Source organism: Methanothrix sp., from assembly GCF_030055635.1.
In the GTDB taxonomy this organism is placed as follows: Archaea; Halobacteriota; Methanosarcinia; order Methanotrichales; family Methanotrichaceae; genus Methanothrix_B.
Window position 1 is genome coordinate 13055 of the sequence record NZ_JASFYM010000007.1, and the last position, 13004, is coordinate 26058.

The window sequence follows — 13004 nt, forward strand, 5'->3', positions numbered from 1 at the left end:
TAACTAAAGGCGATATGACCATCTGGTGATTATATGCACATACCGGATGGCTATCTCGGGCCATACACGATCGTGGCCACATGGCTCATAATGATCCCCATCTGGGTCTACTCTGCAAGGCGGCTTGGCAGGGAGCTGAGATCCAGACAGGTCCCGTTACTGGCACTATCCGCTGCATTCTCATTTGTGATAATGATGTTCAATGTTCCCATACCCGGAGGCAGCACAGGACATGCTGTCGGCGGTGCGATAATCGGCATAGTCCTCGGTCCGTGGGCTGCTGTGATATCGATATCTGTAGCGCTTGTGCTTCAGGCACTTATGTTCGGGGACGGTGGGATAACAGCGATAGCTGCGAACTGCTTCAACATGGCTGTGCTGATGCCCTTCTCGGCGTACTATGTTTATAAGATAGTCAGTGGCAGCTCTGAAGTGACATCCGGAAGAAGGACGATCGCCGCAGCAATCGCGGGATACGTCTCGCTGACGCTGGCGGCTGCGATGACCGGATTCATGTTTGGCATACAGCCGCTTCTGCACAGGGACGCGGCAGGCTATCCGCTCTACATGCCATACGGTCTCAACGTGGCGCTTCCTGCAATGATAATAGAGCACGTTTTCGGTTTCAGCTTCCTCGAGGCGATCGTGACCGCACTGATCTTCGCCTACGTCCAGAAAGCAGACCCATCCCTGCTCTCATATGGCAGGCCCTCAAGAGCATAGGAGGAGATGATCATGGACAGGACCATAAAAAAGATGATAGCAGCGCTTGCGGTTCTCACAGTGCTGGTGCCGCTTGGGCTGCTCGCCACCGGCGAGACCTTCGGCGAGTGGGGTCCGGATGAGGTCAGGGAGAAGCTCGGCTATGTCCCGCGCGGCATCGAGTCGCTGGGCTCCCTCTGGTCTGCGCCAATACCCGACTACTCATTCCCAGGCGCTGAGACATTCGCAGAATCCGCTCTGGCTTACATCGCATCCGCGATAATAGGCGTTGTGATATGCGCAGGGCTGCTCTACATGATCGGCAAAAAGCTCACTGCAGGAAGATCTGATTGAGGCCCGAGAAATCAGCTTGATCCGGCAGTTATTTCAGCCCCAACTGCCGGCGCAGCCCAATTTTTGTTAAAAATAAAATCCCTGGCGGGATCGGTGTGTCTATTTCTTCTCGCCCAGCCAGGGCATCATAGCTCTGAGCTCTGCTCCGACCTTCTCGATCAGATGCTCCGACTCCTGCTGCTCCAGAGCCTTCTTCACAGGCAGTCCAGCCTGGGACTCGAGTATCCACTCGCGGGCGAATTTCCCTGACTGAATCTCCTCGAGTATCTCCCACATCGCCTCCCTGGACTGCTCGTTGATTATCCTGTCTCCCCTGGTCAGACCGCCGTACTCTGCTGTGTTCGATACCGAGTTCCACATCTTCATGAGGCCTCCCTCATGGATGAGATCCGTTATGAGCTTGAGCTCATGGCATGCCTCGAAGTATGCGATCTCCGGCTGGTACCCAGCCTGCACCATGATCTCGAAGGCCGCCTTTATCATCGCTGTGACTCCGCCGCAGAGATCGACCTGCTCCCCGAAGAGATCTGTCTCCGTCTCCTCTGCAAATGTGGTCTCCAAGACTCCTGCGCGTGTTCCGCCGATCCCCTTCGCATACGCCAGCGCGATCCTCTTCGCGCTCTTGGAGTAATCCTGCTTCACCGCGATGAGGCACGGAACACCCTTGCCCTCCAGGAACTGGCGGCGCACGAGATCGCCCGGGCCTTTCGGCGCGACCATCACGACATCCACATACTCAGGGGGTATGATCTGGTTGAAGTGTATGTTAAAGCCATGAGAGAATCCCAGTATGTTGCCCTCCTCGAGGTATGGCGCTATCTGCTCCCTGTAGATCTTCGGCTGGAGCTCGTCAGGAAGCAGTATCTGTATGAAATCCGCCTCCTTCGCCGCCTCTGGCACGGTCATGACCCTGATGCCATCTTTCTCAGCCCTCTTCCACGCGGGCGAGTCCTTCAGATCCGCGGCTATGACATCTAGCCCGGAATCCTTGAGATTTGCTCCCTGTGCATGCCCCTGATTGCCGTAGCCTATTATGGCTATCGTCTTGTCCTTCAGGACTCTAAGATCCGCATCCTTATCACGATATATTGTTGCCAAAACAACTCCTCCTTATGGTCCAGCCTGGACCACCTTGCTTCCTCTGACCATGGAGACCTTGCCTGTCCTGGCCATCTCCTTGATCCCGAACTGGCGGAGCATCTGCTGCAGCGCATCGACCTTCTTCTCGTCCCCCGTGACCTCTATGATGAGGGATCTCGGGGAGACATCGATTATTCTGGCTCTGAATACAGAGACGATCTGCATTATCTCCGATCGCGTATCCTTGTTCGCGCTGACCTTTATGATCGCAAGCTCGCGCTCCACCGACTCCTCAGGATCGAGCCTGCTCACCCTTATGACATTGATCAGCTTGCTGAGCTGCTTCACGACCTGCTCCAGAACGACATCATCGCCCTCGACGGAGATGGTCATCCTGGAGTAGGCGGGATTGTCAGTGGCACCAACCGAGAGGCTCTCTATGTTGAAGCCCCTCCTGCTGAACAGCCCGGAGATTCTGGTGAGAACCCCGGGCTTGTTCTCGACGATGACTGCGATGGTGTGCTTCATGAATCCAGCTCCAGTATCTCGCTAAGTGATGCTCCCGCCGGCACCATCGGCGATACCTTCTCGTCCCTGTGGACTATGAAGTCCATGACCGTGGGCCTGTCCGACGCAAGCCCCTCTTTGAGCACATCCTCGACCTCAGAGGGTTTCGTGGCTCGGAGACCGAGAGCGCCATATGCCTCAGCGACCTTGACGAAGTCGGGCACATCGCCGAGCGTCGTGTGCGAGTATCTCTTTCCGAAGAAGAGGGTCTGCCACTGCCTGACCATGCCCAGCACGCCGTTGTTCAGTATCGCGATCTTCACAGGTATATCATTGACAACAGCGGTCGCGAGCTCCTGGATGTTCATCTGGAAGCTCCCATCTCCGGCGATGTCGATAACCTCGCACTCCGGCCTCCCGATCTTCGCGCCGATCGCAGCCGGGAACCCGTAACCCATCGTGCCAAGCCCGCCGGAGGTTATGAACTTCCTGGGATCCCTGTGTTTGAAGAACTGCGCTGCCCACATCTGGTTCTGCCCGACCTCTGTAACTATTATCGCATCCGGGCACAGCTCGCATATCTTCTCGACAACAAACTGCGGCTTTATAACATTCTCGTCCCTGGTGTACCGCAGCGGGTACTCTCGCTTCCACATGAGGATCTTCTCGTTCCACTCCCCCCAGGGTTTCTGCTGAACATGCTTCAGAAGCTCTGCAAGAGCGATCCTGGCATCGCCGACTACCGGTATATCAACCCTCACGTTCTTGCCGATCTCAGCCGCATCCACATCGATGTGTATTATCCTGGCCTTTGGTGCGAAGCTGGCGATCTTACCTGTGACGCGATCATCGAACCGTGCCCCAACCGCCAGAAGAACATCTGCCTCCTGGACTGCGAGGTTCGCGTACTTTGTGCCGTGCATCCCGAGCATTCCCAGGGATAGAGGATGATCCGTCGGGAAGCATCCCAGGCCCATGAGTGTTGTTGTAACAGGAGCGTTCAGGCGCGTGGCGAGCTGGAAGAGCTCCTCGTGCGCGTTCGCATACCTCACGCCCCCTCCGGCGTATATCACAGGCCGCTCCGCAGCCATCAGCGCCTCTGCGGCCCTTCTTATCTGGAGCTGGTGGACTTTCGTTGAGGGATTGTAGCCTGGAAGGTTTATCTCCGGATAATCGAACTCCAGCTCATCCACTGTTATGTCTCTTGGCAGATCTATCAGGACCGGCCCCGGCCTGCCGGTCCTCGCTATGTAGAATGCCTCTCTGAATACTCTTGGTATATCCCTGGAGCTCTTGATCAGGTAGTTGTGCTTTGTTATCGGCATGGTTATGCCGGTGATATCCGCCTCCTGGAACGCATCCTTTCCGATGAGGCCTGTGTTCACCTGTCCGGTCATTGCGACGATCGGCACCGAGTCCATGTAGGCTGTGGCTATGCCTGTGACGAGGTTGGTTGCGCCAGGACCAGAGGTGGCCAGGCATACGCCTACCCTGCCAGTAGCCCTAGCGTACCCATCAGCTGCATGCGCAGCTGCCTGCTCATGCCTGACCAGTATGTGTCTCAGATCTGAGCTGTACAGCGCATCGTACAGCGGAAGCAGAACTCCGCCGGGAAGGCCGAATATCACCTCTACGCCCTCCCGCCTGAGACACTCTATTATCGCCTCTGCTCCTGTCATCCTGACCATCATCTATCCTCCAAAAGCATCAGCCTGTTTATACCTTCCAGAACAGCCTCGACAGAGGCCATTATTATATCGGCCCCCGCGCCCCTGGCTGTTATGCTCCTATCTCCTATAGCCATCGTCACCCATACCTCGACCAGGGCATTTGTTCCGCCTGTTATGGCATCCACATGGTACTCCTCAAGCCGAATATCTGTTACGCCCGATATAGCCCTTCTGACGGCATTCACAGCAGCGTCCACAGGCCCGACCCCTGCGCCAGCCTCCAGCGTCTCCCTTCCATCCAGGATGAGCTTCACGCTCGCTGTGGGCGTCACCCTGTTCCCGCTGACCACTGTCAGCTCCTCCAGGATGACCCTGGGCTTCAGCTCTCTTGAGAGCACCGTATCGGCTATCGACTGCAGATCCGCATCCGAGACCCGCTTGCCCTTATCGCCCAGCTCCTTGACCCTGCTCACGATCTCGTTCAGCTGGTCCTCGTTCACTGCGATCCCGAACTCCCGGAGGGCAAGCTCGACCGCTGCTCTTCCGGACATCTTCCCGAGGACGATCCTCCTCTTCCTGCCGACCTGCTCCGGGCGCATCGGCTCATATGTGGATGTGTCCGCGATCAGACCGTGGACGTGTATGCCTGCCTCGTGCGTGAATGCGTTCTCCCCGACGATTGCCTTGTTCGGCGCCACAGGTATGCCGGTCTTCTTCGAGACAACTCTGGAGATCTGATATAAAAGATTGCACTTTATGCCCGTCCTTATACCGTAAAGGTTCTCCAGGCACATCACGACCTCCTCCAGGCTGGTGTTGCCCGCGCGCTCGCCGATGCCGTTGATGGTGACATGCGCCTGCGCAGCGCCGTTCCTTAGAGCTGCCACAGTGTTCGCGGTGGCCATCCCGAAGTCGTCGTGGCAGTGGATGCTTATGGGTTTGCCCAGAGACCTCAGGCGCTGAAATATCTCAGCAGTTCTCTCAGGGAGAAGCACTCCCACAGTGTCGCAGAAGCAAAGCCTGTCTGCTCCAGCCTCGATTGTGGCTCTGTAAATTGACTCAAGGTAATCGAGATCGGCTCTGCTCGCGTCCTCGCCGCTGAGCTCGACGATCAGTCCATGTGCCTTCGCGTACTCGGTGGCCTCAACAGCCTTTCTGAGCACTGATTCCCTGTCGGATCTCAGCTTCCTCTCGATGTGAAGATCCGATACCGGAACGACAAGGTGCAGGGAATCGATATCGCAATCAAGCGCAGCGTCGATGTCCTTTTGGTTTGCACGCGCAAAAGAGCAGATCTCGGCTTTAAGCCCTGCAGACGCGATGGCACGGATCGATTCGCGCTCCCCATCAGAGGTTATTGCGGATCCTGCCTCGATCACATCAACGCCCAGTTCGTCCAAAAGCTGCGCGATGTGAAGCTTGTCATCTGCGCTCAGGGAGACCCCAGGTGTCTGTTCGCCATCACGCAGTGTGGTGTCGAGGAATCTTATCTCACCAGATAAAGCGATCCCACGCGTTCATCTCTTTCACCCTCAAGTGCGGTTCAGCTACGTTGATGATGCACATTGATAAATCTGACGGTTTAGGTGGTCCCGGATATGGAGGCGCATCGATGGACCCGCTGAGGAACTCTGAGCCGCGGTTGGAGCCGTCTGAGAAGGCGATCCTCTCAAAACATAGATATAATGAGATCCGCATCTCCCTTACGGGATGCGGTACATCTTCGGGCCTGTCCTCTCAAGGAGGCTCGGCCTCTCGATGGGCGTGGATCTTCTGCCCCTCAAGACGTGCAGCATGGACTGCTGCTACTGCGAGATAGGCGCCACGACATGTCTCACAATGAGGAGGGATCGCTACGTCCCTGAGGAGGTTGTTATCAGGGAGATCTCCAGGGTATCAGATATCGATTTTGACTACCTGACTTTCGCGGGATCGGGAGAGCCGACGCTGCACTCGGGCCTTGGGGAGATCATACGTGCTGCGAGGAAGCTGATCGACAGGCCGATCGCGGTCATCACGAACAGCAGTCTGTTCTCCGAAAGGCACGTCAGGGAGGAGGTGGCCCAGGCGGATCTTGTCCTTCCCTCTCTGGATGCGGCAACGCAGGAGACCTTCGAGAGGATCAACAGGCCGGCTGCAGGGTTGAGGATAGATGATATCATCGAGGGGCTGCGGGCCTTCAGATCAGAGTTCGGAGGAGAGATATGGCTCGAGGTGATGCTTGTCCGGGGCATAAACGAGATCGATGCACCGATGATAGCCAGGGCTGCGGAGGAGATCGAGCCGGACAGGATACAGCTCAACACCGTGGTCAGGCCGCCAGCAGAGCCCGTGCTGCCGCTGAGCAGGGATGAGATGCTCAGGATGCTCCGGATCTTCAAGGGCGCCGAGCTGATACCGGACTGGGACTGGAGGGTTCCGGATGATGCTGAGGAGAGGATCGCAGAGCTGCTTCACGAGCCCATGACACTGGAGGATCTGCAGAGCGAATCAGGCCTGCGCTACGAGGATGCTGTGAAGTACCTGAAGATACTTGAGGATGATGGCAGGATTGCACGCAGCGTCCGCGATGGGAAGATATACTTTCAGAGATGTTAGGGATGGAGGTCATGGGCCCGAATCAACGATGGGGGTGTCGGGAATCCGCATCATCTGGCATGACACAAACCCTCATGTCTGGGGGTCGATTGCTGTTATCTTAACGATAGGTGCTGCTCAAAGTCAAAATGGAAAATGAAGGAGGCAGGGTCGATTGATTCATGAGATCATACAGCTGAGCAGGAAGGTTGCAGACGGTTACGTGATAAGTCTTGGATATCTCAAGCTTGTCTGCGCGGTCACCGACCGTGGGATGGTGGGATGCGGCGCATATGATGTCGGCGCCCTCGATCGGCACGGCTATCCGGCAGCGAGGGTGAGGTCGAGCACCGGCGGGCTGATAACAACAGTGGATGACCTCCTAAGGGGAGAGGTGTTTGAGGCGAACAGCGCGGCCAGAAGGCTCGGCATAAAGGAGGGCATGTCCGGACGCGAGGCTCTGGAGCTTCTGTAGCGCATGCTCCGAGAACGCTTAAGGCCCGGTAGATCAGCTCTGAAGGGCGGATCAGCTGTTCAACACGACGAACCATATGAGCGCATGAAGTGATGTGGCCTGATGGTATCAAACCATGCGCATACAAACCGTACATCCAGATGCGGCTCTGCCTTTACAGTATATTTCTCCTCCTTGCGACCTCCCTGAGAGTGGCGCCGAACTCCGACTCGACGATTGTGCTGACGCCCATGGTCTTGGGATGGAGATCTATCTCCACAACAACGTGATGATGGCCCATATCCCTCAGGGGCCTGACCTGGCGGGGGCCGTTGGTTATCGAGAAGAGCTCCATTCCGCGCAGCGCATCGATCGGTATCGCATGCGGAACGCCTGATATCAAGGCGAAGTCGTACTTCTCCCCTTCAATCATATCTGCAATGCGCTCTCCCGCCACAGGATATTCATCAAGACCTCCCGTGAGCTCGAACTTCACGCCCTTCTCCTTCAGAGCATCTGCTATGTTCCTCGCATCCCCTCTCACCTTTGGCAGGCCCACATTGGAGTCGAGGTTCGCAAGCGTTCTTATTTTATCCTCACAGCCGAGAGCCCTGGCAACCTCTATGAGGGAGAGGTTGATGTCTGCGAACATGTAGGCCGTCTCCTTCTTCGCGTTGAGTATGTTGAGACCCCGTTTGCCGTCCATGAGAAACTCAAGGAGCCTTGAGGCCACAACGAACTTGACATCCCCCCTCTCCGGCGGCAGGTACTCGCTGCTCGCGGCACCGTAGAGCCGCTCGATCTCGGTCGCCTTTTCCAGGAGCCTCTTCTGTCGATTGAGCTCGAGATCATCTATTATGCCGGCATCCCTCGCAGCCTCGAGCGTTATGATCACACCCTTTGTGTTGTCCCTGTACCCGGCATGGACCTCAGCCTCGATGACAGGAACCTCGATGCTCGCTTCCACCACGGCCTTGTGCAGATCCTCTCCTATGATCATGCTGCTGCACGTTCCAGCGACAGCTATGATCTTCGGATCGAAGAGCTCCACAGCTCTTCTCAGGAGCCTCACAAGCTGCTCCTGCCCTCCGAAGACGAAGCCCTTCTCATCGAGGCCTGTGGTCAGAACCCTTACGCCATCCTCCTCCAGGAGCCTCGCGTGCTTGAAGCAGCATCCGCTGGGGCCGTGGAGTATGATCACATCCACGCCGAGATCCCGCAGAGTGTAAAGGGCAGCCACTATCGAGCTGGGGCGTGGGTGAATAACCTGAACCTCTGTACTCATGATATCACCTGAAGCATTTAACACATAAAACCAAACAATCTCCTGCGGAGGTGTGCCTGCGGGCAACCTCGAGCCCATCCTGGAAGTTGTTCGCCACATACCCCCTGAGCCGCTGTGCATACGGCTCGAGCCTCCTCCCGACCAGGATGAGCTCATCTATCTCACCCCTTCTGGACTCGATCATCTTCACAAGCGCATCGATATCAAGACCCTCGCAGACGCTCTCCGCGTCCTCTCCCGCAACGAGACATATGCGACCACCAGAGGCGAGATCGAGCGCTCTCTCGATGCCGGATACCTTCAGCCCCGAGTTCGAGTTGTCGATGACACTCACACCATCAATCTGATATCTCGACATCCTGCCCTGGAAGCCCCCGAAGCCCTCGAGCGCCTCCAGAGCATCCTGAACATCCACACCCATCGAGGTGGCGGCTGCCAGCGCACCTGCGATCCCATCGAAATATGTGGGGTCCAGCGCTTCGTCCAGGAAGAGAGGAAACGATTCTCCCATGATCTCAACAGATCTCCCGGAGAGCCTCACGTCACCGCCATCGCCAAATGTGATATCAGCGGATAGCTTCGCATCTGTGTTCGCCACTATCCTGGCATTCGTTTTCGAGAGAGCGAGCATCTGGAGCTTGGCAGTGCTCGCCCACATCGATCCACCTGCTATGAGGTAGTCTCCTGCGAGACTTGTTATCACGCCCACATCAAACGCTCCGGTGCCGCCGAGCGAGACCTCTGAGACGAGGACATCGGCTCTTTCATGTGATGCAACCTGATGAGCGGCTATGAGATTTCCAGGCGTGATGCTCATGCCGGATCTGATGAGCGATCTCCTCCCGCAGTCCCAGAGCTCGATGCCGCTGGTGGTGTGTGAGACCACGCGCATATCATGCGAGAGCATCAGCGCCAGCAGGAGGGCTGTGGTCGTCTTCCCTCTCGTCCCCGTAATCTCGACAGCCCTGAACTCCCTCTCGCCCAGGATGATCCCCACGGCTCTGTGATGAGATATCACCCTCTTTCCGAGCCGCCTGGCATCTGAGAGTGATCTGTTCTGCGGAGAGAGGTGCACAGGGGCCACAACCAGCGAGAACCTCTCCATCTCGTGATTATTGTGGTAGACCTCGAGCGCCTCTGCATCGATGCCGAGCTCTCCCAGCCTCGCTGCTATGATCCCTGCGCCATGGATCGAGTCGAGGACGGCCACCGGCCCTAGAAGCTCTCCCGGGCCCTCCGATAGGCGAGATCCGCAATGCATTCATCGACGCCGAGCGGCTCGGCGCATGTCACCTCCACATCCCTGCCATCTATTTTGACAAAACCAACGCGCTCGCCCTTCGGGATCCCCAGCTCCCTGGGGATGTCCTCCAGGGTGTGCACCCCGGCTGCGAGGAAGAGCGGGATTGCCACGATTCTCCTCACGTTGGTGCCGGCGAAGCTCATGAGACCCTCAGGTATCTTCGGATCGTTGGCGTTGAGATAAGCAGTTCTCACCGGACCAGGATGCCTTCTTTTTATCATCCCTGCCAGCTCCTCCACCAGCGCCTTGTTGTAGGGCAACGTGCTGCCGTGCCCGAGCACAAGAAGTCCTATGTCCTCCATCCTCAAAGCTCCATTTGTTACTTTTAGCTGTTTCAGTGTTAATGCAGCTCTATCTCATGTGTAATAAATCTACCCCATGGTATTCTACCGAAAAAATTATGGGTTGTGGCGTTGATACGTGGCTGGCTGAGCTATGGGGGAATTCAGTTCAAGGGTCGCTGAAAGGGCGCTGATGCACCTTAAGGCGATCGAGTGCGCACATGGTTTGACGATCACAAACAAGAGCGAGATCGCTTCAGAGATAGCTTCCAGGATCGCTGATGGGAGATCTGTTCTCACGATATGCACATCGCTCAACACATGGGTCGCCATGAACAGGATCGGCAAGAGCATTTTCATACCGAGAGATGTGCTGGAGCCGCTCATCGAGCTCGCCGAGATAAGGGAGAGGTGTGCGTGAAGATGCACCGCCTTGCTTGGTTTATTCCGCCTGCACCTTTGAGCCCATGTTGACGATATCCTGAAATGCTGAGATCACACGCTCCAGATCCTCCCTCGGGATGAGGTACGTGCTCAGCTTGAACTGCCTTGTGAGGCCGGGCTTGATCCCGCATATCCCGCGATCCTTGAGCTCATGGTACAGGAAGTAGCGGCCCTTCCTGGCGCTCTTCGAGATCTCGTAGAGCCTCTCGGATTTGAAGAACATCAGGTCGTGGTTGTGAGGCTTCTCGCCCTGCTGCTCTATTCCCAGATCCTCGAGCTGTGATGAGAACCAGCGCGCCTTATCGACCTCCTCCTGCCATCTTCCGATGCGCTCCACGACATGCGGGAAGCTCGCCATCATGGTCAGAAGCCCGGCGCCGCGGACGGTGCACCCGAGGAGCTCGACCTCCTTGTTCTTCTTGCTCTTCGAGCGCCTGAATATGATATCCGCATACTCCTGCTTCGCGCCCAGGACCCCTATTGGACCTGAGGATGCCATGGACTTGTGGCCGCTCCCCACGACTATATCAGCGTTGAGATCTCGGGCGCTCACAGGCATCCTTCCTATGGAGTACGCGCCGTTCAGGAGGAGCGGCACGCCCTCCTCGTGGCATATCTCCGCAACCCTTCTCGCATCCACAAGATTCCCGTAGTTGCCATCGGGGTATGTGAGCACCGCCATGCTCACCCTGTAACCCTGGTCTGTGACATCCCTTATGGCGCCCCTGTATCCCTCTGGGTTTATGGTGTACTCAGGCTCCCCGCTGTTTTCGACATATGATATCTCGAGGCCTGCACGCTCTGCCGCGAGAACTGTGGTGTAGTGCGCATTCCCATCTGCCACGATGTAATCGCCTGCGTCGCAGAGTGAATGCATCGCAGCGTACATACCCTCCCTGGCTCCGTGGGTTATGCGCACCTCATCCACATCCAGAAACTGTGGGAGGATCTCATGAACGAACTCCTCCACGGGAGGATTCCTCACCCTGTCGAGCATACCCTCGCAGAAGTCGCAGACCGAGTAACCATCGCCCCACTCGACGAGAGCCGCCCGTGCCTCCGGGGTGAGAATACCGCCCCTCTGGAGCGGGTCGAGGTTTATCTCCGAGATGCTCCTCTTCATGCACCTGAACTTATCGAGCTTTGATGTGATACTGGATGGCATCAGAGTTCTGCTCATTTGCATTCATGATAACTTTTTCCATCTCCTCAATGAAAACACCTCTCCATTAGGATGCTCACCTCTCCATTAGGATGCTGAGCGTGCTCCTCTCCAAAAATGGAATATACATGTCTCCACCATACTCGATCGATGGCCGCGCTTATAGGGCATCGTGGTGCTCCTGCTCTGGCTCCCGAGAACACGCTGCAGGGGATAAGAGTGGCGCATTCATGCGGAGCCGAGATGGTCGAGATGGACGTGCGTCTCTCCTCGGACGGCGTTCTGGTCCTGATGCACGATGAGACCGTCGACAGGACAACAAACGGCTCAGGCATGGTCGAGGATCTGAGCATCCGGGAGCTCAGGTGCCTGGACGCAGGCGGCGAGCCTGTGCCGACGCTGCGGGAGGCTCTGAGGCTCGTGGAGTCATTAGGAATCCAGCCGGTCGTTGAGATGAAGGAGGAGGGCCTGGAGGAGCTTGTTCTCGAGGAGCTCGTTGGATATAAAGCCATAGTGACATCGTTTTACCACAGAAGTGTGCTTGAGCTCGGCGAGCTTCTCAGGGAGAGGGAGGACGCGGATGGGATAAAAACCGGCATCATAATATCGTCACTGCCTGTTAACCCCGTGGATTTAGCTCTGGATGCGCATGCAGATGCGATATTCCCAAAGAGGGTGAGCCCGAACATCTTCAAGACCGCACACAGAAAGGGCATACGGGTCTACCCCTGGACGGTCAACACCCCTGAGAGGGCGGCATGGCTGCTCAGGCTCGGGGCGGATGGTCTTGTAACAGACGATCCATGCGCGATAAGGGATGTGCTGAAAGCTGCTCCGATGAACACGGGCCGGGAGAACTGCAAGTACTATCCATGCCATCACTTCGAGGGGCAGGACTGCACCCACTGCTTCTGTCCTCTATACCCATGCAAGGACCCGGAGCTGGGGAGGTTTGTGAGAACAAAAAGAGGCAAGAGGTTCTGGTCGTGCATCGACTGCGTCCTGGTCCACATACCGGAGATCGCCAGGTATCTCGAGGAGAATCCGGATGCTGGAACCGAGGATCTGAAGAGCTTTCTTGGGACTACCAGAAGAGCATGCTTCCGCAGAGCCGAGCGTGCTGGCAAGGGGAGCGGCTGATGTGCTGAAGATCCAGCAGCATGTCATGAGCCCGGATAGAGGAAT

Annotated in this window: 14 protein-coding genes; 6 read left to right on the forward strand and 8 right to left on the reverse strand. The window is 56.7% G+C overall.

Features of this window, described 5'->3' with window-relative positions; genetic code table 11:
* Positions 1-33: 33 nt before the first annotated feature.
* Together cbiM and QFX31_RS04135 are read left to right on the forward strand one after the other, a co-directional pair.
* Complete coding sequence (gene cbiM, locus QFX31_RS04130) at positions 34-723, forward strand: cobalt transporter CbiM (protein ID WP_348530863.1); 690 nt, start codon at positions 34-36, stop codon at positions 721-723.
* 12 nt (positions 724-735) lie between these two features.
* Complete coding sequence (locus QFX31_RS04135; protein WP_348530864.1) at positions 736-1056, forward strand: PDGLE domain-containing protein; 321 nt, start codon at positions 736-738, stop codon at positions 1054-1056.
* Positions 1057-1155: 99 nt separating this feature from the next.
* Here QFX31_RS04135 and ilvC read toward each other — a convergent pair whose 3' ends face one another.
* From ilvC to QFX31_RS04155, 4 genes are read right to left on the reverse strand one after another with little or no spacing between them, the layout of a single operon-like run.
* Complete coding sequence (ilvC, locus tag QFX31_RS04140; protein ID WP_348530865.1) at positions 1156-2154, reverse strand: ketol-acid reductoisomerase; 999 nt, start codon at positions 2152-2154, stop codon at positions 1156-1158.
* A gap of 12 nt (positions 2155-2166) precedes the next feature.
* Positions 2167-2664, reverse strand: coding sequence for an acetolactate synthase small subunit (ilvN, locus tag QFX31_RS04145; RefSeq protein WP_287262453.1), 498 nt, complete (start codon positions 2662-2664; stop codon positions 2167-2169).
* The gene (locus QFX31_RS04150; RefSeq protein WP_348530866.1) at positions 2661-4334 is read right to left on the reverse strand and encodes an acetolactate synthase large subunit; all 1674 of its coding nucleotides are present in this window, start codon (positions 4332-4334) and stop codon (positions 2661-2663) included. Before QFX31_RS04150 ends, ilvN begins: the two co-directional genes overlap by 4 nt.
* Complete coding sequence (locus tag QFX31_RS04155) at positions 4331-5803, reverse strand: (R)-citramalate synthase (protein ID WP_348530936.1); 1473 nt, start codon at positions 5801-5803, stop codon at positions 4331-4333. The genes QFX31_RS04150 and QFX31_RS04155 overlap by 4 nt, the downstream gene beginning before the upstream one ends.
* A gap of 220 nt (positions 5804-6023) precedes the next feature.
* Between QFX31_RS04155 and QFX31_RS04160 the strand changes: the two genes are divergently transcribed.
* Both QFX31_RS04160 and QFX31_RS04165 read left to right on the forward strand, forming a co-directional pair.
* Complete coding sequence (locus QFX31_RS04160) at positions 6024-6911, forward strand: radical SAM protein (RefSeq protein ID WP_348530867.1); 888 nt, start codon at positions 6024-6026, stop codon at positions 6909-6911.
* 154 nt (positions 6912-7065) lie between these two features.
* Positions 7066-7365: a YunC family protein gene (locus QFX31_RS04165; RefSeq protein WP_348530868.1), complete on the forward strand. Its 300-nt coding sequence runs from the start codon at positions 7066-7068 to the stop codon at positions 7363-7365.
* A gap of 154 nt (positions 7366-7519) precedes the next feature.
* Here the strand turns inward: QFX31_RS04165 and cfbD are convergent, their stop codons facing one another.
* Genes cfbD through cfbA form a run of 3 tightly spaced genes read right to left on the reverse strand, consistent with a single transcriptional unit; the run spans position 7520 to position 10234 of the window.
* Positions 7520-8629 (reverse strand): Ni-sirohydrochlorin a,c-diamide reductive cyclase catalytic subunit, encoded by a 1110-nt coding sequence (cfbD, locus tag QFX31_RS04170; protein ID WP_348530869.1) that lies wholly within the window; start codon positions 8627-8629, stop codon positions 7520-7522.
* 4 nt (positions 8630-8633) lie between these two features.
* The gene (gene cfbE / locus QFX31_RS04175) at positions 8634-9839 is read right to left on the reverse strand and encodes a coenzyme F430 synthase (RefSeq protein WP_348530870.1); all 1206 of its coding nucleotides are present in this window, start codon (positions 9837-9839) and stop codon (positions 8634-8636) included.
* Positions 9840-9844: 5 nt separating this feature from the next.
* Positions 9845-10234: a sirohydrochlorin nickelochelatase gene (gene cfbA, locus QFX31_RS04180; protein ID WP_348530871.1), complete on the reverse strand. Its 390-nt coding sequence runs from the start codon at positions 10232-10234 to the stop codon at positions 9845-9847.
* Positions 10235-10367: 133 nt separating this feature from the next.
* Between cfbA and QFX31_RS04185 the strand changes: the two genes are divergently transcribed.
* A complete protein-coding gene (locus tag QFX31_RS04185) occupies positions 10368-10634 on the forward strand; it encodes a hypothetical protein (protein ID WP_348530872.1) in 267 nt (88 codons plus the stop codon).
* A 21-nt stretch (positions 10635-10655) separates the two neighbouring features.
* Here the strand turns inward: QFX31_RS04185 and pscS are convergent, their stop codons facing one another.
* On the reverse strand, positions 10656-11822 hold the full coding sequence (pscS, locus tag QFX31_RS04190) for an O-phospho-L-seryl-tRNA:Cys-tRNA synthase (RefSeq protein ID WP_348530873.1): 1167 nt from the start codon (positions 11820-11822) through the stop codon (positions 10656-10658).
* Between the two features lie 147 nt (positions 11823-11969).
* Here pscS and QFX31_RS04195 point away from each other — a divergent pair, with 147 nt between their 5' ends.
* Entirely contained in the window at positions 11970-12959 is a 990-nt protein-coding gene (locus tag QFX31_RS04195) for a glycerophosphodiester phosphodiesterase family protein (RefSeq protein WP_348530874.1), read from the forward strand.
* Positions 12960-13004 lie beyond the last annotated feature (45 nt).